The sequence below is a fragment of the Stenotrophomonas sp. STEN046 genome, assembly GCF_056759755.1.
Window position 1 is genome coordinate 20,890 of sequence record NZ_JBRRDR010000037.1, and the last position, 25,772, is coordinate 46,661.

Genomic DNA, 25,772 nt, shown 5'->3' on the forward strand with positions numbered 1-25,772 from the left:
TCGAACGGCAATAGCGGCCGCTTTCGAGGTTTCTTGAGAGATTCAGGGGTTTGCGGGAATCAAGGCCTGTGCGCTTCAACTATCACGCGGACCCGCGCACGCACCGCGATGGCCGAACCGTTATGTACGACAGGCTCGAAGCGCCACTGTCGGAGCGTATCCAGCGCCACACGATCGAGCTCCCGGCTATGCGATGACCGCGCAACCATCACATTGCGCACTTCCCCTTCGGTGCCGATGTCCACTACCAGGATCGTCTCCGCCGCTTCCCGTACCGACGTTGCATCTGACGGAACGCGCGGGGCCGGGGAATTCAGCGCCTTTGGCGGAGTGAGCGCCGGGAGGTCCGGGTTGTCGCCCGGCTCGGTGAAGAGCGTGGTTGAGACCTTCGGTAGTTCAAGTGACGAGGGGGCTGGAGCGGGCTCGGGCGGCGTTGAAGCGCAGCCGGCCAAGGCAAGGGCGGTGGCTGCCATGACGATGCGAGCGGCCATGATCGTGAAACGGTGAGTATTCGGCATCTGCCCAGCATAGTGGCTGCACTGGCGCGTGGCTCGTGGTTTCACGGCTCGCCCAGGCATGGTTACGCCGCAGGACATTCCCAATCCACGGCCGGGTGGTGTGAAACCAGTTCAGGCCCTGCCGGTGGGTGCGGTGTATAAACTGCCTACGAGTGAGTGCTTGGATGCGAGGAACGGATGCGACACCTGCTGAGGCCATGGATGGCGCTGCTGCCCCTGCTTGTGGGCGGCTGTGGCGCGCAGGCACCCCAGATGTATGGCGATGGTTTCCCCGTCGCCAAGCCGATGGACCTTGTCCATGCAGGCGCAGCGGTAGAGGCACGTTTTGAACTGCCGCCGCCCTGGGAGAAGGACCCCAAGCCGCGCACTTTCCTGATCGGCTTCCGGACCGGCGGGCCACCCAAGCGTCCCGACATGAAGCCGGGAGATGTCGAGTTCCTTGAGGACGCCCGGATTCCGCTGAAGGTGCAGTTGTGGAAGCTGGACGGCAACACCGAAACCCCCGTGCCGCTTCAAGCGTTGAATCGCGAACTGCCAGCTGTCTGGCAAGGGAGTCGATATCAACCGGCCAAGAGCGACGTGTTCGAACACAGGAGCGCGGTCGGTGCGGATTCGAACAGCCTGGTTGACGCCGGAAAGTTCGACATGTCACTGGCCTACAGGGAGTACGAGGTGGCCAGTGCTGCGTCCGGGGACCTGACACGCGGGACGTACCGGCTGAAAGTGACCAATCTTCAGGACAACCCGCAAGTCGCGCATCTCAACATCGAGCTTCTTGTGGCCAACTACAACGTGAAATAGGACTATGGACAGTCAATCAAGCAACGCGCCTGCGACCCAGGAAGGCCAGACGGAACCAGGACCCTATATCGTTACCTGTGTGGTTGCCGCTGGCGAGAATGGCCTTCGCCGGCCATACCAGCCGCGTAAGACCGGGTCTAAGTCATCCATCCCTGGCTGGAGTCAGCAAGCTCGCGAGAACCAGATATCCTTCAAACGAAGCCAGATTATGGTATTCGGTCGATGAAACTCCGGCCCCCTTAAGCGCCTCTATCGTCGTTAGCACGACGAAGCGATTTTGGTACTTGCCGCGGGTCTCCGGCGCGGCCGCTTGCAGTAGAGCGTAGGCGATTCGACGCAGGAACGAAAAATCGCTATCGGCGCTGCCAAGATCCGACTTCTTGGTTAGGAGATTCCGAAGCGAATTCGGATGCGTCATGTCGAGGGAGTAAATGTTCTCACGCTGCCCGTCTGTTTCAATGCACCAATCCGGTCCCGACTGTGCCCCTGCGAAGGCCACGCGTTCATCGTTGCGGAAGAACAAGTACTGGTAATCGGCAGGGGCTGCTCCACCAGCCTCTAGTCGGGACAGAATGACAGTGACCGCACTCTGCGACTCGGCCTCGGCCGTTGCATCTGGATAGAATCGAGTTGGCATGCTCTTCCCTTGGTTGCCCTTGATGAATTACGGGCGGCGATCACCCCATGCTCGCCGCCCATCCCCTCACTTCCTGCTGCATCCGCTGCTCCTGCTCACCCTGCACCAGAAATACCGTGTGTCCCACAGGGTTCTGCGCGGTCGCGTTGCTCAGCAGCACGTGGTCTACGCGTGACAGATCGTTGTCTTTGGCCAGCACGGACCAGATCCGGGCGACTTCAGATAGGTGATGACATCGGACACCTGCTGCGCTGTCAGGGCATCTCCGGTCCCAACCTGGGTTGCGCCGCCAAGCGTGGTCTTCACAAAATCATCGAAGATGAAATATAACCTCAGCCGCCGAGTACAGGGACGTCGACGCTGGCCAGCACAATGGAGCCGTCGTCCATTCTGGCGACGTTTGCGGGCACCGGGACCTGCGATTCCATCAGTGTCTGTGGGCTGGTCAACGCTAGGTACCGTAGGGCCTCATCATTGTTAGTCCGACCGGCGAATGACAGTACGAAGCCTTGTGCGAGGCCTTGGAGATAGATGAAGTCGTCATCGACACTACCCAACGTCTGCTTGTATGCCAGCATGGCGTGGATGACCTGAGCTTGCCTAAGGTCAAAGACGAAGCAGTGGACAGGGCGACCCACATCCTGGGTCGTTTCATCCCACCCATCGAACCCTACCCTGCCTACCCGCGACTCTCCTCGATAGATGGCAAACTGGTACTCGGTCCCGTGCCGGCCGTCTGCCAGGACAGTCGGACCAGTTCTTGGACGAGGGATCTCTGTTTCGCTGATTGGATCGAGCGACGAGTAGGGCTTGGCTTGGAAGTGGAAGGGCATCTCAGTCCCTGCGTTTCGTGGGGAGATTACTGGCAAGGTGAAGCTCTGCAAGGACGAGCCAGCCATTCGGCAAGCGGATGGAACTTTCAGGCGGTAATATCCCCATCCGGAGCATTTCATCAACCTTGGCGATGGCCAGATAGCGGCGACTCTCAGGATTGCTGGGCTGTCCAAAAAATACGTTCACCAGCCCTTCCGCAACACCGCAGATGAACGAAAACTTGTCATCGCTGTTCCCCAGCACCTTTTGCAATCTAAGGATGGAGTCAAGCACCTGCTTCGGACTCAATTCCAGTGTGTAGCGCACTTCGCGACTTCCATTCCGTTCGATGACCTGTTCGGTGCCGAAGAATCCCGTTGCACCGACACGCTGCTGATCACGACTGAACATGTACTGATACTCGTTGGCGTCGCTTCCATCACCCGCGGTTGCGGGTAGGATTCTTGGGAAGGAAATGGTCACGCCGCTCTCTGGGTCAAACGCGGTGTTCTCGACAGGCTTGAATCGGATCGGCATCGTTCTTCCCTAGAAGGCCTTATTGGTCGAAGGTTGAGTCGCGCGGGTTCGGTCAGTCCAGGCCTTCATGGCTACCCGTCTTCAAGGTGGCGGCATGTACAGGCTGAATGCGGCGTCCGGCGCCATGAGTATTGACACGGAGCTGAACTGTTGGCGTTTGAATCCAAAGTGGCAATGCTGGTTTCGTACGCCAGAACAGCGACGCCATCGGGTTGAACCGCTCTGTCTGGAACAGCAACGCCTGCGTCAACCAGCCCGCTCAACGTTGAAATTGCCGCGTAGTGCAGTGCTTCTCCATCGTCGATACGGCCAGCACAGGAAAGGACAAGCCCTTGGGCGAGGCCCTCAACGTAGACGAAGTCATCATCGCTACTGCCCAGGGTGACTTTGTAGTCCAACATCGATTTGATCACCGACGAGCTTCTCAAGTCGAAGAAGACGGTTCTGATACGTCGTCCTTCGATATCGGAAAGTTCATCTCACCCTTCAAAGCCAAGTCCTCCAACGCGGTCATCGCCACGATAGAGCGCGAACTGGTACTCGGTATCACTTTGCGCAAACTGAGTTAAGAGCGTCAGCTAGCCTGTGGTGGATTTCAAGCATCTATTCCACAATCTGTGCCTGCTTCTGCGGTACAAGCAGGCTGGCCAGCATGACTTCCCCATTGCGTATCTGCAGGCTCTCTTCATGTGTCCCGATGCCGAATTGGATTAACGAATCGACCCGCGCTACAGCGATGTAGCGAGTTCTTTCAAAAGCGCTGGGTTGATTGGAAAAGACATTCAGCAGCCCCTGCGCGACAGCACGGATGAACGAAGAAGGTTCTTCGTAATTTCCAATCTTGCCTTTGAATTGCATGATCGATTTCAGTACTTCAATGGTGCTCAGGTCCAACGTATAAGTCCGCTCGCGCCCGTTTTCGTGAACCGAGATCGCTTCAGTACCAAAGATGCCAAGCGATGAAATCCGCGCTCCGTCATGACGGAACGTGTATTGGTATTCAATGACTTCGCTTCCGTTGGACAGGGTGGCGGGTAGAACCCTTGGGAAGGAAATTCTCACCGCGCTTGAGGCATCGAATGCCGAATTGGAATCCGGTCTGAACTCAATGGGCATTGTCTTTTCCTGAAGCTGGCATTGGTATGGACGGAAGCGGCCATCTACAACGTGAAATGGCGCTATGGGGAGTCAGCCGAGCCGTGCAACCGCGCCCTATGAGGAGAAAGGAGAGACGCTCGGTGCCGTCACCGTGCGCCTCGCCAGGCGGAGTGAGCTACATCGACAGTGCCGAAACCCGCTGCTGCTCCTGGGTACGCTGCAGCTCTGTCGGCTGCTCACGCGCCTGCCGCTGACCAATCGCCTCAACCTGGTTCAAGCTCTCCTGCACCGGCCGCTGCGCGGCTTCTGTCGTAGCCATGTGCGTACGCAGTGCCGCCGGATCGGACATCTCACCCTGCACGACAAAGATGTTCTGCGCTCCCGGCGAGTTCGCTGTCTGCTTGCTCAGTACGACATGGTCGGCTTGGGTGATGCCCGCATCCTTTGCGCGTGCCAGCAGACTGGCGGACATGCGCTCGCTGGTCTCGTCAAAGGCGCGGCCGTTTGCTTTGTCCAGAGCCTCTACCTTGCCGCGGATCTGTTCCAACAGAGCCTGGTCGGCAGGCGTCAACATGCTCGCAGACGGAGCGTGCGTTCCCGCAGCGTCCACGGTCGGGGGTGGGGGAGTGAAGGCGCTGCCCGTGTTATTCAGTTCCACCCAGCCCAGCCCGTCCTTTCCAAAATCGCCAATCGGCAGGACTTTGGCGCTGCCAAGATTGAGGCCATTGCGCTCAAGCTGCTGCGGGTTCAAGCCCAACTCCTGAAGATCGATGCGGATGGAGGGCGGTTGCCGACCTTCGGCCAAGAACGAATGGCCTGTTCCGATAACCGACAGCGGGTACGTGCCGTAGTAGTTCCGGTAGTCTGAATCGCCATGCCTTCCCAGCGTGGCGTTGCCATCGTAAAAGCACTGCTCGATGGCCTTTGTCAGCTGCATTCCGTCGTTGTTGGGACGATGGGCAAGCGCGTGATACGAGATTCCGTCCGCAAGCGCTCTGGTACTGCCCTCATTCTGAACACAGCGGGACAGTGAGCGGTTCGCAAGCATTGCCTCCAGCCTGCCGTCATCCAGTGTTGGATTCAGATTTCTGAGGCGACTATCGAGCGCACGCAGGCCAGAAACCTCCGACAGCGCTTCATCCTGACGCCCTTTGTCAAGATACTTGCGTACCGGCTCGGTCAGATTCACTGAGCCAGATCGGGAATCATTGGCGGCAATGAGTTCCTCACTATAGGTCTCTTCGAATTCCTTCAACGCCGCCCTGCGCTCCTTGGCGAGGATGCCGTGCATTGTTTCGTGGCCGAGCACTTCGGTGAGTCGTTCTTCAAGTCGGCCACCCTTGAAAGCCTGGAAGTTCGAGGCACTGATGAAGATCGTTGGCGGATTTCCTTCCGAGCCATCCTGGAAGTGGCCGCCATTGTGATGGCCATAGGAAACAGCAATCCGTGCGACATGCCTGTCATTCGCTGCGTTCGCCAGAAGATGATTGAGGTATGGGGATCCTTCGATAGCACGACGGATCGTGTCCTCTGCTCCCTGCGGCAGGCGCTTGTCCAAATGCAGATCGGCCAACAAGGGCTCGATCGCCGATTCAATCTTGCTCATTCGTCACCTCCTGTGAACTGCACCGCATAGACGCAGGCTCTTGCGCCCTCTCCTTCGCTGGACGGATAGGTCAGAAGGCTGGTGTCCATGCCCTGCTTCCCATTGTCGATGGGGCGCCAGTACTGCCTGATAGCACCTCGCTGGAACGGCGCTTCCTTGCCGCCCTTGTAGCCGAGTCTCTCCAGGGCGCGTCCCGCGCTGTCCGCATCCCAGTAGCACACGCCATCCGGAGCTTCCGTCGCCGATGGCTTGCCCATTTGATAGAAAGCAACCTCGTGACGTGGAAACTCCCTCGCCGATTCCGTGGAAAAGTATGAGGCGGCGTAGTTGTAGCCTTCTTCCAGCACCAGATCCTTGGCAACACGCCTGATGCTGACTTTCTGGTCCGGAACCAGAGTGACGCCGATAGCCGCGCTGAACTTTTCCGGGCTGATATCCGCTCGTGTTTTCAGCGAATCGGCGTAGGCAATAATCCGTTGTTGCAGCTCGGCCATGGGGATGGCGGTTGGACGACGGTTCAGCGGGTCAGGCATTGCATCGCTGGCAGGACCATCCGACACGCGTGCACATGCCGAGGACAGTACGAGCAGCGTTGAGAGGCCGACAGCCGCTGCGGCTCGGGCCACATGGAACATCGAGCGAGCTCGGTGCGTCCGATCCAGCACGGCGGGAGCGGAGCGAGGCGGGGCCACGTCCCTCGGGGATTGAGTACCCATCAGCAAGTCCATTGCAGCGTTCCGGACACTATACGGCGGCGTCTCAGGCCGCTCCACCCGCGAGCCTGTGGGGGCGCTGGTACTGCACGCTGGTTCACACATTCAGCAAGCCAATCCCGTCACCCAGGCCGCCTCCACCTGTCCGCCAACCCACCTATGCGATCATCCGGCCAGGACCGCAGTACCCAACAAGGCTGAGCAGGCATGGAGCAAGCAACACGCTACACGGTGACCCTCTTTCTGGCCGCACCCGGCACCCCGCTGAAAAGCGGCGGCAGCTCACCGCGCGGCCACATGTATTTCCAGACGACTGCAGGTGAAGAAACGCACAGCTACGGTTTCGCACCGCCGCGCCTGCCGCCGGGTGAGGCGACTGCAGGTGTGCAGTACGCCGAGGTTGTACACGACGACGCCGACGAGCACCGTGACCCGTACTACAGCCGCACGCTGGAGATCAGCGAGGAGCACTACGGCTGCCTGCGCGATTTCGCCGAGGAGCCGGCCGAGTTCGGTTTCGATGTCGATCGCCCGGCCACAATCAATCGCTGCAGCGATTTCGTCTGGGCCGCGCTGCACTATGCCGGCCTGCATTCGCAGCCGGCACCGCTGGACGGTGGCAGCGACCTGGGCGAGTTTGCGGTGCTGTTCAATCTGCCGGAAATCCAGTGCATTGCGGCGCCGTTACCAGCGAGTGAGTTGAATGGCGAACAGCACCACCCGATGCCCGAACGCGAGGCCGAGCTGCACCGCGACGGCGGTCGCCCGAGCCACGAGCCGCCGCCCAGCCCGATGGAAGTGGCCGGTACGCTGCTGGACCCCTCGCACCCGGATCACCGGCTGTTCGCGCAGCTGATCCAGAAAGTGGCCGAGCTGGACGCCGCACACGGGCGCACGTTCGATGACACCAGCCAGCGCATCAGCGCCAGCCTGCTGGTGCTGGCCAAGCAGAACAACCTGTCGCGCGTGGACCACGTGTTGCTGAGTCGGCCCACCAAAAGCAGCCATGAGGCCGAGAGCATCTTCATCGTGCAGGGCGACCGCGATGACCCGGGGCATCGCCGCGCCAGCATCGCCACCGAGGTGGCGGCGCAGACCGATGTGGCCGATTCGCTGCGGTTGAAAGAGCAGTGATGCGGCCGTTGCACGTGCTGGGCGCGGTGGCCGTACTGTCGCTGCTGGTTGGCTGCGGCCTGTCTTCGTCGCAGCCCGAACCGCCCAAGCTATTGACCCGCGCCGAGGCCGATGCACGCACCGAGGTGCCGTTCACGCGGGGCATACGGTTGGACAAGGCGGGGCGGATTGTGGATGTGACTTTTGATGCGCCGGCGGTGGTTGACCCGCAGATGCCGTGGCTGAAGCTTGGGCTCAGGCTGCATGGGGCCGAACAGAAGCCGGTGTCGGAAGCCACTGAAAACCTGAGGCAAGGGGTTTTGCAGGCGCGGATTGTGCTTCAACGCCTGGATGGCTCCGGCGCAAAGGTCATCCCACTATCCAGGCCCTCGGGCGGAGGCCGAAGCATGCAGGTGCTTCCTGAAGGCGGCTATGTCGAGCGCCTGAGCCCCGGCGGCGTGGACAGCTATCCGCTGGAACAGGCAGGGCTGAAATCGAAAGACGTGTTCTACCTGATGTTGCAGATCGCGGATGCGGGGCTGATTGATGCGGGTCGCTACCGTGTAACGCTTGATCTTCTGGAAGATCGTCCGGATCTGAAAGATCTGCAACCCGAGTTCATTGCCGCGTACTACTCGTTAGGAAAGTAAATCATGCAGGACGCACAGGATCGCTACACCGTAACCATCCATGTTGCCGCACCCGGCACACAACGCAAGGGCATGCGTGCGGGGAAGGAGATTGATCTCGATGACTCCCAGGTCGGTCACATGTATCTCTCCCTTGATCGGGTGGGGAAGGGCGAAGATGCCTTGAGCTTTGGCTTCACCCGAAGAATCGGTCCTGATGGCAAGAGCCGCGGGGAGGTCGACGAGCACGATCTGGAGGTCTACCAGAATCCGCGTTATCAGCGCACGATCGAGATTGCCAAGTCGCAGTACGACAAGATCATTGAGTTTGCCGAAGCCCCGGAAAAACACGGTTTCGACAAGGACAACTACAACCTCGCGTCCAACTCCTGCGTTGACTTCGCCTGGGGCGCCTTGAACCATGCCGGCATTCACGGCAACACCATTTTCGGCGAGTTCAAGACCTATGAAGGCACGTTGAAGGTGCTGGACAACATCGAACCTGTGCAGAGCATCCGGCCGCAGGTGAAAGGCAGTGAGCTGGACCGGGAAGAATGGAAGCCGATGCCCGTGCAGACCAATGCGATACAGCGCTGGTCCACAGATATCAATGATCCCGCCCGTGCGGATGCCCTGGCCTGGAGCGGTACGCCGGGCGATCCCAGCCACGCCGACAATCCACGCCTGAATCAGATTCACGAGCGCGTGGCTGCCATGGATACCTTCGGCGCAGACACCGGCAACGTCAGTGCCAGCCTGCTCGCCCTCTCCAAGGAGCAGCAGTTCGCCCGCGTGGATGACGTGCTGCTGGGTGAGCGCCGTGGCGATGCTGCCCCGAACCTGTTCATCGTGCAGGGCGATCGCAACGACCCGGCGCACCAGCGCGCCAGCATTGCAGCAGACGTTGCGGCGCAGACGCCAGTAGCCGCATCGTTCGAGCGCATCGAGCAGCTGGCGCAGGCGCAGCCGCAGCGCGATGCCCAGCGGCAGCTGGAAGAACAGCAGCTGGCCCAGACCAACGCCCCGCGCATGGTGTAGCCGCTGCTGCACGAAACCGAGCGTCCGCCACGCCACCCCAGGCGGACGCCACGGCCCCCACCTGCTACCATTCCCGCGCTACCCAGCCAGCCCCACCCCGCGCAGACAGATGCAGGGCCGGGCCGTCGAAGAACGGCCCCGCGAGCCAGGACACCCTCCGTGCCCATTGAAGGACGCTCGCATGATCCGCAATTCTTTTTTCCGTTCGGCCGCGCTGGCCGTCGCCGTGTCGCTGAGCCTCGGTGCCCCGACCGCATTCGCCGCTGATGCGGCCCCCGCCACCAGCCCCGCCACCGCCGTGCAGCGCCAGGCCGTCGCCCAGGGCCTGTACGAGTTGGCGTACAGCCCGAAGCAGAATGCCGTGTTCGTCGCCTCCTCCGGCGGCTTCGGCGATGACGCCGGTCCGGCCCAGGTGCTGCGCCTGAATCCGGCCACGCTGGCGGTGGAAACCCGCATCCCGCTGGAGCGCAAGGCGTTCGGCGTGGTGCTCGATGACGCCCACAACCGCTTGTACGTGGGCAACACCGTGGACCTGTCGGTGACCGTGGTCGATACCGCGCAGAACAAGGCCATCGGCACCGTGCAGCTGATGGAGAAGAAGGCCGGCAAGGACGGCAAGCCCGCCTACACCCACGACCTGCGCGAGCTGGTGGTCGACAGCGCCGCCAATCGCCTGTACGTGACCGGCCACAGCAGCCAGCCGGACGTGAGCAGCGTGCTGTTCGTGATCGATACCAACACCTTGAAGGTGATCAACACCATCGACGGCCTGGGCAATGCCAAGGCGCCGGGCCTGGCGCTGGATGCGGCCAACAAGCGCGTGTACACCAGCAACCTGCTGGCCGATCTGGTGGTGGTCGGTACCGATTCGAACAAGGTGGTGGCGCAGCACAAGATTGCCGCCGAGCAGCCGATGAACATCGCGCTGGACCCGGCAGGCAAGCGCCTGTTCGTGACCGATCAGGGCTCGGAAATGCTGCGTGGCTATCAGGCCAAGAGCAGCGGGCTGGTGAGCAAGCACCCGGGCCAGCGCGTGCTGGTACTCGACCGCAGCAATGGCAAGGAACTGGCCAGCATCCCCACCGACGCCGGCCCGCTGGGCATCCTGCTGGATGCACCGCGGAAGCGCCTGTACGTGACCAACCGCGAAGCCGGTACCGTGACCGCGTACAACAGCGACAGCTACCAGAAGGTGGCCACCTACACCGTGCCGACGCATCCGAACAGCCTGGCGCTGGATGCGAAGAACAACGTGCTGTATGTGAGCATCAAGAACGGCGAGAAGGATGCCAAGGGCTCGGAAGAGAGCGTGGCGCGTATCCAGCTGTAATCGTTGGCGCCGGGTCATGCCCGGCGGCCATCTGTGGGGAAGAGGCAGGGTGCAGACCCTGCCTTTTTCCTTTGTGCTCGCTTGCAGCACCCACGATGCAGCAGCTAGTGTTGAAGCCCACGGCAGGGAGCCAAAGGGTCGGGAACATGTTGCGAATTCACCGTTGGCTGCGCGTTGGCCTGTTCATTATCGCGGGCGCCGGGCTGGGCGCCTGCTCCAGCCGCGCTCCCGAGCCTGCAGAACCGCTGGATCTGACCCAGCCGATCGCTGTGGACCAGCCCGGTCAGGAGGTGCGGTTCGAATTTGAAATGAACGAGCGCAATTTCATTCCGTACCGTACCTACGCGGTGGAGCTGGAATTGCAGCGGCAGGGGCCGGTCAGGGACAACGAGCCCAGCGTGAGCGCATTGAGGATTCCGTTCAAGGTGATCCTGCAGCAATGGAATGCGGGTGCGTGGAACGAAGTTGCTACCTACGACAGCTATCAGGCTGGCGTGCTCAATGCAGGAAAGTCACTTCCTGAGTGGCACGCATCAAGTGACTGGCGCTACACATCGCCACACATGGGGAGCGACGGCGAGTATCTGCTGAGCGTGGTTGCCCTGCCGCTACAGCCAAACACCCGATATCGCGTACAGGTTCAAACCGTACAAGCTACACCGGAACTTCAGGGCTATTCCGCCCGTTTGCAGGTTCATGCTGCGCGACCGCCTGGAAAGTAGCCTACCTCTGAAACCCTTGGAAGGAATGATGGAATTCTCTTATGGATAAGCCGCGCTACACCTTGGACATTGTCATTGCCGCACCGGGCACACCCTTGATGGACCCGAAGACGAGCAAGCAGGTGGTCGATGAAAACGGCGTTCCCCAGACCTCCACGCCGGGCCACATGTTCTACGTTCTGCATGCTCCGGGGCAGCTTCCGAAGAGCTTCGGATTTGCTCCCAAGGAGCATGGCAGCATGAACGGCGCGGGCGGGATCGTGGAAGACGATGTCGACGTCTACAAAGACCCACGCCACACCCGCACCCTCGAAATCAGCGAGGAGCAATACAGGAAGCTTGAAGCCTTCGGCTCGGATCCGGAGAAATTCGGCTTCAGCAAGCACTACCAGGACGTGCGCCACAACTGCGTGGATTTCACCTGGGACGCTTTGAACCACGCCGGCATCCAACGCAAGAAGAGCATCGATGTGAATGCAATGGGAGGCGCGCTTGGCCAGCTTCTGCCTGACGTTCGCATCCCGCTGGAGAGCCGCGGCGAGGGCAAGGATGGCTACCGCCCGTTGCGCAACATCCACGGCGTGGACAGCATCGATCCGCCGTTCCCGAAGAGTGAACTCAATGGCACCAAAACCCACCCGATGCCCGACCGCACCCGAACGCAGCGCCTGCTGAGCGAGGTTGACGAAGCCGGCGAGCGCAGCGGTGAGCGGTTGGCCAGCGATGCACGTGTGCCGGGTGACGCATTGCATCCGTTGGACCAGCGGGTGCGCGCGGCACTGGGCGAGGCGGCCGAGCGTCAGGGGCTGCCGGCGGGCCAGCAGCCTGAGCTGCTGGCAGGCCATCTGACGCGCTTGGCGGTGCAGGTCGGCTACACCGAACGGGACGCGCTGCAGGTGGCTTTCAGCAGCGGCGGTGCGCCGGATTCACCAGGCTATGTATTCCTGCAGCGCACGGGTGAAACAGCCTCGCCGGACCCGGCCGCGAACCGCCAGCGGCTTTCCCTGGACGATGCCCGGCAGGGCACCGTGGAAGAGGTGTATCAGCAAGCCAGCGTGCAGCATCAGAGCCGCGCGTCCAGTCTCGTGGCGCAGGAGGATCAGGTGCAGCAGCAGACGCAGCAGTCCCAGCCGCGAATGGGCTGATTGAATGCCGAGATGGCTGGCGGCTGCCCGCCTCAGCCCAGCCGGTGCGCGGAATTCTGCTGTTGTTCCTGCTCGCGCACCTGCTGTTCGGCCTGCAGGCCCATGGCCGGCTGTGGCGGGGCAGCGCCCAGCTTCTGCAGCGACTGCTCGGCTGGCGTCTGCGCGGCCTCGGCCGTGGGCAGCATCGCGCGCAGGTGGGCCGGGTTGGCCGGGTCGCCCTGCACCACGAAGATGTTGTGCCCGGCCGGATGGTTTGCCGTGGCATTGCTGACCAGTACATGGTCGGCGCGCTCCAGGCCCTGTTCACGGGCCTTTACGGTCAGGCTCGCGGTCAGGTTCTCGCTGGTGCTGTCGAAGCTGCGGCCATGCTGTTCGTCCAGCGTCGCCACGCCCTGGCGGATCTGCTGGTGGAGGGGGTAGACGGGGTGGTCGGGGGTCATCGGTTTGCTCCGTGCGGCCGGTGCCGGGTGGCCTGATGCGCCCAGTGTAAAGCGCGCATCGGCTGCGCTGGAAATGGCTTTGTTGCTAGCCTGTCCCGGGCGACGCAGGGGATGGCGTCGGATACAGGCACGTACGCAGGGGGATACCCGGGGTGGAGAGGATGTGCGCAAGGGGAAAGCGGCTCGCGCAGCCGTGGATGGGGTTGGCCGCGCTGGGCTGGGCCGCTGCGGTGGCTGCCGCTGAGCCGCCGGCCGCGCCGCCGGAACTGGACGATCCCGGTTGTCCGTCGCAGCACTTCGAATCGTTCCTGCACCGCTTTGCCGATCCCGCTGACGACCGGGTGCGTCTGCGCTACACCGCCGACCCGCTGGAGTACGAGACGCCGGCCTATGCGGCGGACAATGCGGACAGCACGCTGCCGGCTACCGAGGTGCTGCGTGAAGCCGGGCCCGCGCGGATGAAGCGCCTGCGTGCGTCCACGCTGCGTGCGGCGGCCATGCTTACGCCATTGCCTCAGGGGGGCCAGCGCGTGGACTTCGGTGACGCAGGTGCTGAGGGCCACTACGTGTTCGCGCGTCGCTATGGCTGCTGGCAGCTGGTACGGGTGAGCAACCCGCGCGGCTGACGGCCGCGGCGATTATTTTCCCGCCGGCCGATGGTCGTAGCTGATCACCCGCTCGGCCAGCCACTGGCCATCCACCCGCCGCCAGATCTGGATGAAGCGTGCCTGGCCGACCCAGCGCTCCACGCCGTCGGCGCCGCGTTCGTGGAAGCGGTGATCGCCCATTTCCAGCGCCCGGTCCTGCTGCAACGGGAACACCTGCAGCGAGCTGTCCACCAGCTCCCGGCGCAGGTGCCAGCCGCCCTTGCGTGCGTTCTCGCAGAAGGTGGCCACGCTGCGCCGGAAGTCGTCACGGTTGCTTGCCGATTTTCCATCCTTGTCGTGGAAGAACTCCATGTCTTCGGTGGTCATCGCGGCGGCCTTGTCGGCGTCGCAGGTATCGAAGGCCACGGCAAACAGCTGCGTGTCGGCCGCGCGGATCTGCGCGCGCAGGCTGTCGCTGGGCAGGGAGGGGGCTGCCAGCGCGGCGGCGAGCAGGGGCAGGGCAAGCAACATGGGCAGGCTCCATCGAAGATCGCTGCAATCTGCCATGCGTACCGCCCACGGGGAGTGGGCCGGCGACGAAACGCGGCACTGGCCGACCAACCTGGCCGTGGCGGGTGCGAGTCAGGCGCCGCTACCGGTTGTGTAGGCGGTGTCAGCGCCCATGCCGATTCCATCACGGGCTGCTGCGTTGCGCCTGCCTAGGCTGGAAATCCTCTTTCCCCCAGGAGCTGCCATGTCTGCATCTACTGTCCGCCTGCACATTGAAGACACCGGCGGTAGCGGCCGCCCGGTCATCCTGATTCACGGTTGGCCGCTGTCGGCCGATGCGTGGAAGCCGCAGGTGCCGCTGCTGCGCGATGCCGGCTACCGCGTGATCAGCTATGACCGGCGCGGTTTCGGCCGCTCGGACAAGCCGGCCGAAGGCTATGACTACGACACCCTGGCCGCCGACCTGGCGGGTTTGATCGACGAGCGCGACCTGCACGATGTCACCTTGGTCGGGTTCTCGATGGGGGGCGGCGAGGTGGCGCGCTACATCGGCAACCATGGCCAGGATCGCCTGCACAGTGTGGTGTTCGCATCCGCAGTGCCGCCGTATCTGCTGAAGACCGAGGACAATCCCGACGGCCCACTCACCCAGGACAAGGCCGATGCCATGCGCCAGGGGCTGGAGAAGGACCGCGAGGCTTTCTTCGACGACTTCACCCGCGATTTCTTCAGTGCCGATGGAAAGCTGATGGTGAGCGAGGACGAGCGCCAGGCGGCGATCGCGCTGTGCCACCAGTCCGACCAGACTGCTGCGCTGGGGTGCATGAAGGCGTTCGCCACCACCAATTTCCGGGCGGACCTTGGGAAGGTCACGGTTCCGACACTGGTACTGCACGGCGACAGTGATGCCACGGTGCCGTTCGAGGGCTCGGGCAAGCGCACGCATGCGGCCATCGTCGGCAGCGAAGTGGTGGTTCTGAAGAATGCACCGCACGGCTGCAACACCAGCCACGCCGATGATTTCAATCTGGCGCTGCTGGAATTCCTGAAGAAGTAGCGCCGATCTGTTGCATCATCAGCCCATGCCGACCGCCCGCACGCCGCCCTGGAAGAAGCCCAACCCCAAGGGCCAGAAGACGCAGCCGCTAAGCGAGGCGCAGAAGGCGGCAGCCCGGCAGCGGGCGGAAGAGAACGGGCGTCGCTACCCGAACCTGGTGGATAACATGTGGGCGGCCAAGCTGCCGCGCGGGTGACGCGTTACGGCATCGGCTCGGGGTGCCACGCTTGCCAGCCACGCTCGCGCCATGGTGCCAGCGTGCGCACATGGATGTTGAGTGGCACGTCCTGCGGACCGCCGCAGGCGCGCAGGGCTTCGCGCAGCGTGGCCGCATCCATCGGCCGGGCCGTGGCCACCTGCAGCACCTGGCCACGGCGACGCACCTGCACCGGCACTGCGTCGTGCACGTCCACCAGCGGCCCGGTGCGGGTCTGGCGGTAGCGCATCGTGACCGGGCGGGCGGCCTGCTGCAGTACCGGCGCCCATGCATCCAGCATCTGCTGTTGCTGCGCGGGTGGTAGCTGAGCCTCGATGACGGTAGCGGGATAGCCCATCATGCTTTCCACCATCACCTGGAAGCGGGCGCCGTTGGGCATCACGCACACGGCCAGCGTCACCGCGCCGATCATCGCGGCGAGGGCGATCGCAATCCAGGTGCGTGGCACTTTCGGTGACACGGTCATGGACGTCAGGTTCGGGCGGCGTCGGCGCAGGCGGCGGTAGCGGCGCTGGGCAGCGGCGCCGGGCAGCAGGCTGCGCTCGGGCAGGGGCACCTGGCGTGTGGGCAGGCGTGCCAGGCGGGACGTGATCACGCGCGAGGCGACTATCGCAACTGCCCCACCCAGCATGACGGGCAGCGCGGTCCGCACGAACAGATACAGCCCCACCATCTTCAACACTCCCGAATGGAACGCCCATGATCGCCCACCACGCGCCGTGGTGTCGCATCTGCCAGCCGACAGCGGCCAGTGGCTTGGCTAGCATGCGCGTCACTCGCTGGGGATACACCGATGACCGCCTTCACTGCCCGCCTTGGGCGCTTCTTCGGCGCAGGCCTGATGCTGTTCCTGCTGCAGGTTGTGGCGTTGCTCTCGGTCGGCCTGGCCGCAGGTTACTTCCACCAGCGCGTGGGTCTGCTGCTGGAACCGATGACCCTGGCCTGTGGTGGCGCTGACCCGGCCGCGCGCCTGTACGTGGCCGAGCACCTGCTGGCGCGTGCCGGTGCGCTGGATGACTGGCAGCCGCTGTGTTGGTTGTCGATGGCAACGCTGATGCTCGCCCTGCTGGGCGCGTTGTCGGTCTGCGTGCATTGGGTGCACCACGTTGACGCACCGCTGCGCCGCAGCGCGTGGGGCCTGCTTGCCCTGCACGCGGGCGCACTGCTGCTGGCCGGTGCGATGCTGCGGCTGTACGAGCATGTCTGGGCGGGCATCACCACTGCACTACCTGCTGCGTGCATGACAGATCTGGCGCCGGACGATCACACGCCGCCGCCCTCGATGCGGCGATGGCTTCTGCAGCTGTTCGCAAGGGCCGACCTGATGCCGCCGCACGCGCCTGACGCGCTGGCCATCGTGCTGTGTGGGCTGCTGCTGGCGGCGATGGTGATTGGCCTGTGGTTGTGGCGCATTACTTCGCAATGGGCCCAGCTCTGACGCCGGCGCGGGACGCTGACTGGCACCCACCGGTGCTTCTGCGGCACTCTATGCGGATGAACACGGAAACTTCATCCAAGCAGTCCAGCAAGTTCCTCAGTCTGGTGCTGCGCCATGAACCCGGGAAAATCGGGTTGATGCTGGACGGCCAAGGCTGGGCCAATGTCGACGAACTGCTGCAGAAGCTGGCTGCACACGGGCAGGTGCTCGACCGTGCCGGACTGCAGCACATCGTGGCGGCCTGCAACAAGCAGCGCTTTGCACTGAGCGATGATGGCCAGCGTATCCGCGCGAACCAGGGGCATTCGGTCACGGTCGATCTGGGCCTGCTGCCGATTCAGCCGCCGCAGTGGCTGTACCACGGCACGGTGTCGCGCTTTGTCGGTTCGATCCGCGAGCAGGGCCTGCGTGCGGGCGAGCGCCATCACGTGCATCTGTCACAGGACCGCGAGACGGCCCGCCAGGTCGGCGCTCGCCGCGGTGCGCCGGTCATCCTCAGCGTGCACGCCGGCCGCATGCATGCCGATGGGCACGTATTCCACCGCTCGGCCAATGGTGTCTGGTTGACCGACCACGTGCCGCCACAGTACATCGCCGACTGACACACTCTGGCGCTGCCGCCAGGTGCACACTCGGCGGCAAGGCCCAATCGCGTTACAGTCACGGCATCCCCGTCCCATGGATGTGCCGATGCGTCTGTTGCTGCGTGCGTTGCCGCTGTTGTTGCTGTCATTGACCGTCCACGCCGCCGAGGTTGATCGCCGCATTGCGGTGACCATCGATGATCTGCCGTGGGCGCGGGTGGACGAGATCGTGCCGGCCGATCTGCAGGCACGCCACGCGGCGCTGATGGCGCAGTTGCGCCAGGCCGATGTGCCGGTGATCGGTTTCGTCAACGGCAACAAGCTGGAAGTGGATGGCCAGGTGCAACCGGCGCGCGTGCAGATGCTGCGCGACTGGCTGGATGCCGGCTACGCGCTGGGCAATCACACCTGGTCACACATGGACCTCAATGCCAAGGGCGTGGCCGCGTTCCAGGCGGATTTCCTGCGCGGCGAGCAGGTGCTGCGGCCGCTGCTGGCCGAGCGCGGGCAGACCCCGCAGTGGATGCGCCATCCCTACCTGCGTGCCGGGCGTACGCCGGAAGACCGGGTCGCGATGGAAGCCTTCTTCAAGCAGCACGGCTACCGCGTTGCGCCGGTGACGGTCGACAACGGTGAGTGGGTGTGGGCGTTCGCCTATGCCAACGTGATGAACGAGCAGCCGGACTCAGCCGAGCGCGATGCGACCCTGGCGCGGCTGCGCAAGGGCTACGTGCCGTACATGCTGAACAAGGTGGATTACTACGAGCAGCAGTCGCAGGCGCTGCTGGGCTATGCGCTGCCGCAGGTGTGGCTGATGCATGCCAACGAACTCAATGCGGCCACGTTCGCCGAGCTGGTGGCGGCGACCAAGCGCCGCGGCTATCGCTTCGTGTCGCTGGAAGAGGCCGTGCGCGACCCGGCCTATGCGCGCGGTGCCGAGGGCTACAGCGGCCGCTATGGGCCGAGCTGGCTGCACCGCTGGGCGATGGCCGAGAACAAGCCCAAGGCGTTCTACGCCGGCGAGCCGGAAGTACCGCAGTGGGTGAAGACGCTGGCGAAAGTGGATTACGAGTAAGGCTCAGCGCTTGACGGCCAGCACACCGTCCAGCGCCAGTTCGGCCTTGAAGCCGGCCTTGTCCAGTCGCGTGGCGACTTCGCGCGGCACGTCGCGGCCGCTGGTCAGCTTGTTCGGCGCACCGGTGTAGTGGAACAGGCGGCCGCCCTTGCGGATGACGCGCGCGAGGTGGTTGTAGAACACCTGCGAGTACAGCTCGCCGGCGATGCCGAAGCGCGGCGGGTCGTGCAGGATCGCATCAACACTGTTGCCGGCCACCTGTTCGATCTGCTGCGACACGTCGCCATGGCGGAACTGCAGGCGGCCACCGGCGGCGTCCGAGTCGGGATCGGGCGACCACGGGTTGAGCGTCCGCAGCCACATCACATCGGCGTTCTTCTCAAACGACTGGATCTGGCCGACGCCGGCTTCCAGTGCACAGGCGGCGAAGTAGCCGAGGCCACCGCAGGTATCGAGCAGGATCTTGCCCGCCGGTGCCACCAGTTCCACCTTGCGGCGTGCATCTTCGAACGGCGACAGTTTCGAGGTGGGCAGCATCTTGATGCCGTCGATCTCGAAGGTGGGGGCGCCCCATTCGGTCGGCACCAGCTTGATCAGCGATCCGCTGAAGCGCGAGATCGGTGCGAAATCCTCGCCATCCCAGTAGTACAGCGTGCGGTCCTTCAGCTTGCCCGGCCACGGGTAGTGCTGGCCGCGGAAGGTGAAACCCTCGGCATCCAGACCGACCGCTTCCTGGCGGCGTCCCAGGTCGAGCGATCCCTGCCAGTCGGTTGCGCCCTTGTCGTGGGCACGACGCAGGATGTCAGCGCTGTCGCGGGTCAGCAGGGGGCCGGTGTAATGGGGCACGGTGGGTACCGGGGCATGGCGGGGGAGGGCATGGTACCCGACGAGCCGTGAGCCCTGCAGTGCGCCAAGCTCAAGGGGCCATCGCTGCAGCTCAGTCGGCCACGGGCGCCTCGGCGGCGTGGCTGGAGCAGTGGTAGGCGTGTGGGGTGCCTGCGGGAATGACCGCGATCCCTTCTGCGGGCGCCAGGCCTTGCTGGCTGCAGGCCCTGCGGTGAGCGTCCTGCGTGGCGGCTGGTTGGCGATCCAGCGCATAGCGCAGGTTGCCGTCCTGCTGCAGCAGCCAGTGCACGACCACCTGTTCAACGTGGCCGGAAGACAGTTCCCAGTCGATGGTGCGCATCACCAGGATATGACCGTCTTCACTCTTGCCGACCTGATCGTTGCTGCCCAGGGATACGAGCGGGGCGAAGGCCAGCAGCAGCAACAGCGGCATGGGGGTGTCTCCAAAGCATCCACTATCCGGATGACGTGGGCTGCGGACCATCAGAAAATTTGCAGATCATTCGCACTTCACCGCATACACCGGCCCGGCGCCGATCAGCAGCAGTGCCATGTAGTCGCTGTCGCGTGCGCGGGCCTTCAGCGTCGCACCTTCCTTGACATGGAAGATGCCGAAGCCACCGGCCAGGCGGATCAGCGCGCTGTCGATCTGGTCAGCGTCGTCGCGGAAGTACTGCTGGATATCGCTGCGGCTGGCCTTGTACAGCGCATTGGGCTCGCGCTGCCACTGGCCCTCGCGTTCGAACGAGACAACGTATTGGCCGCCCTCCTTTTCGATGCGGAACTCGGCGGGCTTGCGCGGGCCGGTGGCGAAGCAGCCAAGCATCGGGTCGGAGGAGAACGGCAGCTGGGTATCGCCGGAACAGGCGCCCAGCAGCAGGAAGGCACCGGTCAGCAGCAGGCGGGGCGCGTGCATGGGACGTTCCGACGGGGCAGGTGCGGCCAGTGTAGGCAGCGAACCGGAGCGCGTGCTACAGATTTTCGGCAAGAACTCCGTTGGCGCGGCGGCCGGCGCAAGCAGCGGGTGTCAGGCGCTGCGATGGATCTCCACCGTCACGTGCACCAGTTCGTCGTGGATGGCCAACGCCTGGCGCACGCTGTCGGCGTCCAGGCGGGTGTCATCGGTGACCACGCTGGCGGCCACCGCATACTTGCCGCGGCCGACCCGCCACACGTGCAGGTCGGCCAACCGCGCCGGCCACGGACCCTGCTCGATCACCTCGCGCACCTCGGCCACCACCGGCGCATCCATCTGCGCGTCCAGCAGGATGCGGCCGCTGTCGCGCAGCAGGCCCACCGCCCACACGGTGACCAGTACCGCACCGACCAGACCCATTACCGGGTCGAGCCAGGTGAGGCCGAGCAGCTTGCCACCGAGCAGGGCGACGATGGCCAGCACCGAGGTGGCGGCGTCGGCCAGCACATGCACGTAGGCCGAGCGCAGGTTGAGGTCCTGCCCGTGGCCGTGGCCGTGATCGTGATCGTGATCGTGATCGTGGGCTGACCCATGGCCATGCTGATCGTGCGCATGGCCATGTCCATGCCCGTGCTGATGCCCGTGCCCATGATGGTGATGCGCATGGCCCGGGCTGTCGTGCAGCCACCAGGCGCAGAGCAGGTTCACGCCCAGGCCGACCACGGCGATCGCGATGGCTTCGTTGTAGTGGATGGGCGCGGGAACCCACAACCGCTGCAGCGATTGCACCGCCATCAGCGCCGCTACCCCGAGCAGGGCGATGGCGCTGGTGTAGCCGGCCAGGATTTCGATCTTCCAGGTGCCGAACGCGAAACGCGGGTCGTGCGCGTAGCGCCGTGCGCAACGGTAGGCGAACACCGAAAGACCCAGCGCCAACGCGTGCGAACTCATGTGCCAGCCATCGGCAAGCACGGCCATGGAGTTGAACCACCAGCCGCCCGCGATCTCCACCACCATCATGCTGACGGTGAGCCACAGCGCGCGGCGGGTGTTGCGTTCGGCCAGTGGATTGCCGGCGTCGAAGCGATGGTCGTGGCGGCGGGCAGCGGCGAGGGCGTCCAGGTGCATGGCAGGTGTCGGGTGGATGGATACCCCCATAGGGTATATGATCCGCCCATGGCCCATGTACATCGCAATCGAAAGCAGCTGCTGACCCGGGTGCGCCGCATCGGCGGCCAGGTGGCGGCGCTGGAACAGGCATTGAGCGCGCCGGCTGAAGAGGCCGGCGACTGCGCGGACGTGCTGGTGCAGGTTGCGGCGGTGCGTGGCGCTGCCCACAGCCTGCTGATGGAGCTGCTGCACGAGCACCTGCAGGAGCATGTGGTGGCTGCCGAGGATCCGCAGCAGCGGGCGGCCGAAGCCGAGGTGCTGGTGGAACTGCTGCGGCGCTACGGCAAGTAGGCCGGTAGTGCCGGCCGCCGGCCGGCAACTGCAGGGTGCGTGCCGAGTTCATGAGGCGCCCGGCCGCTGGCCGGCATTACCGCATGCCTTCAACCGTGCCGATGACGGGCATTCCAGATGTGGGTCGCGGCCAGCAGCAGGCTGCCGGTGACGGTCAACGGCGTTTCCCAGTCGTGCGAGGGCAATGCCAGCGCACCGGCCAGCAGCAGGGCCAGACCCATGCCCGCGCTTGCCCAGGCCAGCACCGGCAGCGGATGGCGCCGTTCGGCGCGCCACAGCGCGTAGCCGGTCAACGGCAGGGCGATGGCCACAAACAGCAGATGCACCCATTCCGCTTTGGCCCAGGCGCCGAACAACGGCAGCGCAGCCGCCAGCAGGGGCAGCGCCAGGCAGTGCAGCAGGCACAGGCTGGACAGGGCGACGGCGCCGGCATCGAGCAGGGCGGCTGAGGGTGACTTCATGGACGGGTTTCCTTGCGGTGCAATTGTTATACAGTAACATTTCCATCCGCAGCCAACCCAGCCCCAGATGAACACTGTTTCCCGCGCCGACCGTCGTCTTCCGGTCACCGTGCTGTCCGGCTTCCTCGGTGCCGGCAAGACCACCCTGCTCAACCAGATCCTGCGCAACCGCGATGGCCTGCGGGTGGCGGTGATCGTCAACGACATGAGCGAGGTCAACATCGATGCGCAGCTGCTGCGCGAGGGCGGCGCCGAACTGCGGCGTACCGAAGAAACCCTGGTGGAATTCAGCAACGGCTGCATCTGCTGCACGCTGCGCGACGACCTGCTGCAGGAAGTGCGCCGGCTGGCCGATGCGGGCCGCTATGACTACCTGCTGATTGAATCGACCGGAATCGGCGAACCGATGCCGGTGGCAGCCACCTTCGCGGTGCGAGATGAGCAGGGCTTCAGCCTGAGTGACATCGCACGCCTGGATACGATGGTGACGGTGGTCGATGGCAGTGCGTTCCTGGCCGATTTCGGCTCGACGCTGCGGCTGGCCGAACGAGGCCAGCAGGCAGGCCCGGACGATGATCGCGGCGTGGTGGACCTGCTCTGCGAACAGGTCGAGTTTGCCGACGTGATCGTGGTCAGCAAGGTCGACCAGATGCAGGACGATCTGCTGCAGGACACGCTGGGCGTGCTGCGTGGATTGAACCGCGACGCGCGCCTGCTGCTGTCGCGCTTCGGCGATGTGCCGCTGACCGAACTGCTGGATACCGGCCGCTTCGACTTCGAGCGTGCGCAGCAGGCGCCGGGGTGGGTGAAGGAACTGCGCGGCGAACACACGCCGGAAACCGAGGAGTACGGTATCGGCAGCTTCGTCTACCGGTCGCGGCGCCCGTTCCATCCGGCGCGCTTTGCACGTGCGCTGCAGCAGGGCATGCCCGGGGTGATCCGCAGCAAGGGCTGGTTCTGGCTGGCCAACCGCATGGACTGGGTGGGCGAGTTGAACAGCGTGGGCGCGGCCACGCGGACGCAGGCGGCAGGCTTCTGGTATGCCGCCCGCGAGCGCGTGCGTGCCGGCCAGGAAGACGCCACGCCATTGCTGCCCCCTACGCCACCGCCATACAGCGACCTGGGCTGGGCACGCCAGCAGGCCGATTGCTGGAGCGCGCCGCTGCCCGATGTCCAGGAATTTCCAGATGCCACCGCGCATGCGGCGATGGCGCGGCTGTGGCATCCGCTGTGGGGTGACCGCCGCCAGGAGCTGGTGGTGATCGGGGTCCACATGGATGAACGTGTGGTGCGCTCGGCGCTGGACGCCTGCCTGCTCAACGACAGCGAACTGCGCGCCGGACCGTTGCTGTGGCAGCAGCTGCCGCAGGCGTTTCCGGTGTGGAAGCGTTGAGGGGGTGATGAAGATGCGTGGGTTGCCGGCCAATGGCCGGCAATCCGCGTGATGAGAGGGCCCACGCATGGCGTGGGTTCAACGGCGCAGATCCACAGTAGATCCACGCCATGCGTGGATGAATGCATGACGAAGTCGAACTACCCAGGCGCTACAGCGCGTCCCGCCACTGCCAGCCTTCGGCACTGACCTGCAACACCTGTGTGGGCCGAAGTGCGTGTAGCAGGTGGGTGTCATGGCTGACCATCAGCAATGCACCCGGCCACGCCGCCAGCAGTGCTTCCAGTGCCTGCAGCGCGGCCAGGTCCAGCGCATTGCCGGGTTCGTCGAGCAGCAGCAACTGCGGCGCGGGATCGGCATACAACACGGTGGCCAGCGCGCCTTTCACCCGCTCGCCATCGCTGAGGCTGCTGGCGGGACGCTGGATGCGCTGCGCATCCAGCCCCAGCAGGGCAAGCCGCGTGCGCAGCTCGCCGGGATCAGCTCCGGGATGTGCTGCCTGCACGCTGTCGAGGATGCTCTGCGCACCGGCCAGCCCCAGCAGTTGCTGGTCGAGCAGTGCCAGCGGCGCGTGCCGTTGCACGTCGCCGCTGCGTGGCGCGCGTTCGCCGGCCAGTACCCGCAGCAGCGTCGACTTGCCGCTGCCGTTGTCGCCGACCACGGCGATGCGCTGGCCGCGGCGGATCTCCAGCTGCAGCGGCGCCTGGCAGCCATGCGGCAGGATCAGGTCGTGCGCCTGCAGCAGCCGCGCCTGGCCGCGCTCGGCGTCCGTGCTGAACAAGGCCAGCTCCGGTGCGACGTGCACTGCGGCGGCGGCGGTGCGCAGCTGGGTGGCGCTGGCCAGCAGGCGGTCGCTCTGGATCTGCTGCGCGCGGCCGTGGCTGGCTTCGGCGCGTTGCTTCTGCCGGCCGAGCAGGATCGGCGCCTGGTTGGCATCACGCGCCTCGCGGTTACCACGCGCCTGGCGCTGCTGCTGGCGCTCGTGCTGTTCACGCGCGCTGCGCTGCTGCTGCCGGTGCTGGGCACGTGCGTGTTCAAGCTGCGTGGCCGCTGCCTCGCGCTCGGCATCGCGTGCCTGCGCATAGTGCTGCCAGTTGCCGCCATAGCGGTGCAGTCCACGCGCATCGAGTTCGACGATCTGCTGCATGTGCGCCAGCAGCTGGCGGTCGTGGCTGATGGCCAGCAAGCCGCCCTCCCATTGCTGCAGCTGTGCATACAGCTGCTGGCGGTGATGGGCGTCGAGATGGTTGCTGGGCTCGTCCAGGATCAACCAATCGGCGTCGCTGGCCCACGCGCCGGACAGCGCGACCTGCATCACCTGGCCGCCGCTGAGCCGTGCGGCGGGCTGTGCCGGGTCGAGATCCGGTGGCAGTCGCAGCGCCTGCCACTGTTGCTGCAACTGCTCGCGCAGGTTCCAGCGCTCGCCGATGCAGGCGAAATCGGCTTCATCGACGCTGCCGGCTTCGATGCGCGCCAGCGCCGCCAGTTCCGCACCGACGCCGGCAAGCTCGCCGACGGTGCCGGCCGGCGGGTAGCCGGGCGTGGGCAGCAGGAAGACCCGGCCGCTGCTGTGCACCTGGCCCGTATCGGGCAACAGGCGGCCGGCCAGCAGGCGCGCGAGCACGCTCTTGCCCACGCCGTTGGCACCGACCAGGCCGGTAGCCACCGGTTCGAAGGAAAAGGAAAGATCGGAAAACAGCGACCGGCCATCGGCCAATCGATGGGACACGCGGTCGAGCGTGAGGGAATGCGAAGTCATGCGACCTCCATGGATGCCTGGTTCTCCCCTGCGCGCAGGGGCGGGAAGAGTCGGGCCGTCTAGTGCAAAGACGGCGGCATCACTGGCGCATTGGTCGCGAGCCTCTTGGAGGAATGAGTGGGCAGTATAGCGTCGGTGGATGAATGCCCGGGCATCCACGCATGGCGTGGATCTACTGGATCGGGCATCCACGCATGGCGTGGATCTACTGGACCACGCATCCACGCATGGCGTGGATCTACTGGACCGGGCATCCACGCATGGCGTGGATCTACTGGATCGGGCATCCACGTGTGGCGTGGATCTACTGGACCGGGCATCCACGCAT

General features: G+C 64.4%; 33 protein-coding genes. 16 read left to right on the top strand and 17 right to left on the bottom strand.

Annotated features, from left to right (window positions below; genetic code table 11):
• Window positions 1–59 precede the first annotated feature (59 nt).
• Window positions 60–518, bottom strand: coding sequence for an energy transducer TonB (locus ACVOLJ_RS15780; RefSeq protein ID WP_481564545.1), 459 nt, complete (start codon window positions 516–518; stop codon window positions 60–62).
• A gap of 201 nt (window positions 519–719) precedes the next feature.
• On the opposite strand from ACVOLJ_RS15780, the gene ACVOLJ_RS15785 reads away from it, so the two are divergent.
• Window positions 720–1,319: a hypothetical protein gene (locus tag ACVOLJ_RS15785; protein ID WP_481564546.1), complete on the top strand. Its 600-nt coding sequence runs from the start codon at window positions 720–722 to the stop codon at window positions 1,317–1,319.
• A 142-nt stretch (window positions 1,320–1,461) separates the two neighbouring features.
• Here ACVOLJ_RS15785 and ACVOLJ_RS15790 read toward each other — a convergent pair whose 3' ends face one another.
• The 4 genes from ACVOLJ_RS15790 to ACVOLJ_RS15805 all read right to left on the bottom strand — a co-directional run bounded on the left by ACVOLJ_RS15790 (window position 1,462) and on the right by ACVOLJ_RS15805 (window position 3,306).
• Window positions 1,462–1,956 (bottom strand): hypothetical protein, encoded by a 495-nt coding sequence (locus tag ACVOLJ_RS15790; RefSeq protein ID WP_481564547.1) that lies wholly within the window; start codon window positions 1,954–1,956, stop codon window positions 1,462–1,464.
• A gap of 40 nt (window positions 1,957–1,996) precedes the next feature.
• Entirely contained in the window at window positions 1,997–2,155 is a 159-nt protein-coding gene (locus tag ACVOLJ_RS15795) for a hypothetical protein (protein WP_481564548.1), read from the bottom strand.
• 133 nt (window positions 2,156–2,288) lie between these two features.
• On the bottom strand, window positions 2,289–2,789 hold the full coding sequence (locus tag ACVOLJ_RS15800; protein WP_481564549.1) for a hypothetical protein: 501 nt from the start codon (window positions 2,787–2,789) through the stop codon (window positions 2,289–2,291).
• A 1-nt stretch (window position 2,790) separates the two neighbouring features.
• The gene (locus tag ACVOLJ_RS15805) at window positions 2,791–3,306 is read right to left on the bottom strand and encodes a hypothetical protein (protein ID WP_481564550.1); all 516 of its coding nucleotides are present in this window, start codon (window positions 3,304–3,306) and stop codon (window positions 2,791–2,793) included.
• A 332-nt stretch (window positions 3,307–3,638) separates the two neighbouring features.
• On the opposite strand from ACVOLJ_RS15805, the gene ACVOLJ_RS15810 reads away from it, so the two are divergent.
• Window positions 3,639–3,875, top strand: a complete 237-nt coding sequence (locus ACVOLJ_RS15810) for a hypothetical protein (protein ID WP_481564551.1) — start codon at window positions 3,639–3,641, stop codon at window positions 3,873–3,875.
• A gap of 34 nt (window positions 3,876–3,909) precedes the next feature.
• Here the strand turns inward: ACVOLJ_RS15810 and ACVOLJ_RS15815 are convergent, their stop codons facing one another.
• The 3 genes from ACVOLJ_RS15815 to ACVOLJ_RS15825 all read right to left on the bottom strand — a co-directional run bounded on the left by ACVOLJ_RS15815 (window position 3,910) and on the right by ACVOLJ_RS15825 (window position 6,645).
• Window positions 3,910–4,422 carry a hypothetical protein gene (locus tag ACVOLJ_RS15815; protein ID WP_481564552.1) on the bottom strand — a complete coding sequence of 171 codons (513 nt, stop codon included), beginning with the start codon at window positions 4,420–4,422 and terminating at the stop codon, window positions 3,910–3,912.
• 157 nt (window positions 4,423–4,579) lie between these two features.
• Window positions 4,580–6,010 (bottom strand): XVIPCD domain-containing protein, encoded by a 1,431-nt coding sequence (locus ACVOLJ_RS15820; RefSeq protein ID WP_481564553.1) that lies wholly within the window; start codon window positions 6,008–6,010, stop codon window positions 4,580–4,582.
• Window positions 6,007–6,645 (bottom strand): hypothetical protein, encoded by a 639-nt coding sequence (locus ACVOLJ_RS15825; protein ID WP_481564554.1) that lies wholly within the window; start codon window positions 6,643–6,645, stop codon window positions 6,007–6,009. Before ACVOLJ_RS15825 ends, ACVOLJ_RS15820 begins: the two co-directional genes overlap by 4 nt.
• A gap of 285 nt (window positions 6,646–6,930) precedes the next feature.
• Between ACVOLJ_RS15825 and ACVOLJ_RS15830 the strand changes: the two genes are divergently transcribed.
• From ACVOLJ_RS15830 to ACVOLJ_RS15855, 6 genes are all read left to right on the top strand, one after another.
• Window positions 6,931–7,857, top strand: coding sequence for an XVIPCD domain-containing protein (locus tag ACVOLJ_RS15830; protein WP_481564555.1), 927 nt, complete (start codon window positions 6,931–6,933; stop codon window positions 7,855–7,857).
• Window positions 7,857–8,486: a hypothetical protein gene (locus ACVOLJ_RS15835; RefSeq protein ID WP_481564556.1), complete on the top strand. Its 630-nt coding sequence runs from the start codon at window positions 7,857–7,859 to the stop codon at window positions 8,484–8,486. Before ACVOLJ_RS15830 ends, ACVOLJ_RS15835 begins: the two co-directional genes overlap by 1 nt.
• 3 nt (window positions 8,487–8,489) lie before the next feature.
• Window positions 8,490–9,503: an XVIPCD domain-containing protein gene (locus ACVOLJ_RS15840; RefSeq protein WP_481564557.1), complete on the top strand. Its 1,014-nt coding sequence runs from the start codon at window positions 8,490–8,492 to the stop codon at window positions 9,501–9,503.
• A gap of 181 nt (window positions 9,504–9,684) precedes the next feature.
• Window positions 9,685–10,833 carry a YncE family protein gene (locus tag ACVOLJ_RS15845; RefSeq protein ID WP_481564558.1) on the top strand — a complete coding sequence of 383 codons (1,149 nt, stop codon included), beginning with the start codon at window positions 9,685–9,687 and terminating at the stop codon, window positions 10,831–10,833.
• 146 nt (window positions 10,834–10,979) lie between these two features.
• Window positions 10,980–11,555 (top strand): hypothetical protein, encoded by a 576-nt coding sequence (locus ACVOLJ_RS15850; protein ID WP_481564559.1) that lies wholly within the window; start codon window positions 10,980–10,982, stop codon window positions 11,553–11,555.
• A 41-nt stretch (window positions 11,556–11,596) separates the two neighbouring features.
• Window positions 11,597–12,700: a hypothetical protein gene (locus ACVOLJ_RS15855; protein ID WP_481564560.1), complete on the top strand. Its 1,104-nt coding sequence runs from the start codon at window positions 11,597–11,599 to the stop codon at window positions 12,698–12,700.
• Window positions 12,701–12,732: 32 nt separating this feature from the next.
• Here ACVOLJ_RS15855 and ACVOLJ_RS15860 read toward each other — a convergent pair whose 3' ends face one another.
• Window positions 12,733–13,140, bottom strand: a complete 408-nt coding sequence (locus ACVOLJ_RS15860; protein ID WP_481564561.1) for an XVIPCD domain-containing protein — start codon at window positions 13,138–13,140, stop codon at window positions 12,733–12,735.
• Between the two features lie 197 nt (window positions 13,141–13,337).
• Here ACVOLJ_RS15860 and ACVOLJ_RS15865 point away from each other — a divergent pair, with 197 nt between their 5' ends.
• Window positions 13,338–13,766 carry a hypothetical protein gene (locus tag ACVOLJ_RS15865; RefSeq protein WP_481564562.1) on the top strand — a complete coding sequence of 143 codons (429 nt, stop codon included), beginning with the start codon at window positions 13,338–13,340 and terminating at the stop codon, window positions 13,764–13,766.
• A gap of 12 nt (window positions 13,767–13,778) precedes the next feature.
• Here ACVOLJ_RS15865 and ACVOLJ_RS15870 read toward each other — a convergent pair whose 3' ends face one another.
• Entirely contained in the window at window positions 13,779–14,258 is a 480-nt protein-coding gene (locus ACVOLJ_RS15870) for a nuclear transport factor 2 family protein (RefSeq protein ID WP_481564563.1), read from the bottom strand.
• Window positions 14,259–14,481: 223 nt separating this feature from the next.
• Here ACVOLJ_RS15870 and ACVOLJ_RS15875 point away from each other — a divergent pair, with 223 nt between their 5' ends.
• Together ACVOLJ_RS15875 and ACVOLJ_RS15880 are read left to right on the top strand one after the other, a co-directional pair.
• A complete protein-coding gene (locus ACVOLJ_RS15875; protein WP_481564564.1) occupies window positions 14,482–15,294 on the top strand; it encodes an alpha/beta fold hydrolase in 813 nt (270 codons plus the stop codon).
• Between the two features lie 25 nt (window positions 15,295–15,319).
• The gene (locus tag ACVOLJ_RS15880) at window positions 15,320–15,490 is read left to right on the top strand and encodes a hypothetical protein (RefSeq protein WP_202908203.1); all 171 of its coding nucleotides are present in this window, start codon (window positions 15,320–15,322) and stop codon (window positions 15,488–15,490) included.
• Between the two features lie 4 nt (window positions 15,491–15,494).
• On the opposite strand, the gene ACVOLJ_RS15885 is transcribed toward ACVOLJ_RS15880, so the two are convergent.
• A complete protein-coding gene (locus tag ACVOLJ_RS15885) occupies window positions 15,495–16,106 on the bottom strand; it encodes a hypothetical protein (RefSeq protein ID WP_481564565.1) in 612 nt (203 codons plus the stop codon).
• Between the two features lie 198 nt (window positions 16,107–16,304).
• Between ACVOLJ_RS15885 and ACVOLJ_RS15890 the strand changes: the two genes are divergently transcribed.
• The 3 genes from ACVOLJ_RS15890 to ACVOLJ_RS15900 all read left to right on the top strand — a co-directional run bounded on the left by ACVOLJ_RS15890 (window position 16,305) and on the right by ACVOLJ_RS15900 (window position 18,608).
• Window positions 16,305–16,949 (top strand): hypothetical protein, encoded by a 645-nt coding sequence (locus tag ACVOLJ_RS15890; protein ID WP_481564566.1) that lies wholly within the window; start codon window positions 16,305–16,307, stop codon window positions 16,947–16,949.
• A gap of 56 nt (window positions 16,950–17,005) precedes the next feature.
• Window positions 17,006–17,551: an RNA 2'-phosphotransferase gene (locus ACVOLJ_RS15895; RefSeq protein WP_481564567.1), complete on the top strand. Its 546-nt coding sequence runs from the start codon at window positions 17,006–17,008 to the stop codon at window positions 17,549–17,551.
• An 88-nt stretch (window positions 17,552–17,639) separates the two neighbouring features.
• Window positions 17,640–18,608, top strand: a complete 969-nt coding sequence (locus ACVOLJ_RS15900) for a polysaccharide deacetylase family protein (protein ID WP_481564568.1) — start codon at window positions 17,640–17,642, stop codon at window positions 18,606–18,608.
• Window positions 18,609–18,611: 3 nt separating this feature from the next.
• Here the strand turns inward: ACVOLJ_RS15900 and ACVOLJ_RS15905 are convergent, their stop codons facing one another.
• The 4 genes from ACVOLJ_RS15905 to dmeF all read right to left on the bottom strand — a co-directional run bounded on the left by ACVOLJ_RS15905 (window position 18,612) and on the right by dmeF (window position 21,498).
• On the bottom strand, window positions 18,612–19,454 hold the full coding sequence (locus tag ACVOLJ_RS15905; protein WP_475279438.1) for a class I SAM-dependent methyltransferase: 843 nt from the start codon (window positions 19,452–19,454) through the stop codon (window positions 18,612–18,614).
• A 91-nt stretch (window positions 19,455–19,545) separates the two neighbouring features.
• A complete protein-coding gene (locus ACVOLJ_RS15910) occupies window positions 19,546–19,887 on the bottom strand; it encodes a hypothetical protein (protein WP_475279437.1) in 342 nt (113 codons plus the stop codon).
• 66 nt (window positions 19,888–19,953) lie between these two features.
• Window positions 19,954–20,370, bottom strand: a complete 417-nt coding sequence (locus ACVOLJ_RS15915; RefSeq protein WP_475279436.1) for a hypothetical protein — start codon at window positions 20,368–20,370, stop codon at window positions 19,954–19,956.
• Between the two features lie 111 nt (window positions 20,371–20,481).
• The gene (dmeF, locus tag ACVOLJ_RS15920) at window positions 20,482–21,498 is read right to left on the bottom strand and encodes a CDF family Co(II)/Ni(II) efflux transporter DmeF (RefSeq protein ID WP_481564569.1); all 1,017 of its coding nucleotides are present in this window, start codon (window positions 21,496–21,498) and stop codon (window positions 20,482–20,484) included.
• A gap of 48 nt (window positions 21,499–21,546) precedes the next feature.
• Between dmeF and ACVOLJ_RS15925 the strand changes: the two genes are divergently transcribed.
• Entirely contained in the window at window positions 21,547–21,831 is a 285-nt protein-coding gene (locus ACVOLJ_RS15925) for a metal-sensing transcriptional repressor (RefSeq protein WP_475279434.1), read from the top strand.
• A gap of 89 nt (window positions 21,832–21,920) precedes the next feature.
• Here ACVOLJ_RS15925 and ACVOLJ_RS15930 read toward each other — a convergent pair whose 3' ends face one another.
• On the bottom strand, window positions 21,921–22,292 hold the full coding sequence (locus ACVOLJ_RS15930; protein ID WP_481564570.1) for a MerC domain-containing protein: 372 nt from the start codon (window positions 22,290–22,292) through the stop codon (window positions 21,921–21,923).
• Window positions 22,293–22,359: 67 nt separating this feature from the next.
• Here ACVOLJ_RS15930 and ACVOLJ_RS15935 point away from each other — a divergent pair, with 67 nt between their 5' ends.
• On the top strand, window positions 22,360–23,685 hold the full coding sequence (locus tag ACVOLJ_RS15935; protein WP_481564571.1) for a GTP-binding protein: 1,326 nt from the start codon (window positions 22,360–22,362) through the stop codon (window positions 23,683–23,685).
• A 151-nt stretch (window positions 23,686–23,836) separates the two neighbouring features.
• On the opposite strand, the gene ACVOLJ_RS15940 is transcribed toward ACVOLJ_RS15935, so the two are convergent.
• Window positions 23,837–25,444 carry an ATP-binding cassette domain-containing protein gene (locus tag ACVOLJ_RS15940; RefSeq protein ID WP_481564572.1) on the bottom strand — a complete coding sequence of 536 codons (1,608 nt, stop codon included), beginning with the start codon at window positions 25,442–25,444 and terminating at the stop codon, window positions 23,837–23,839.
• Between the last annotated feature and the right edge of the window lie 328 nt (window positions 25,445–25,772).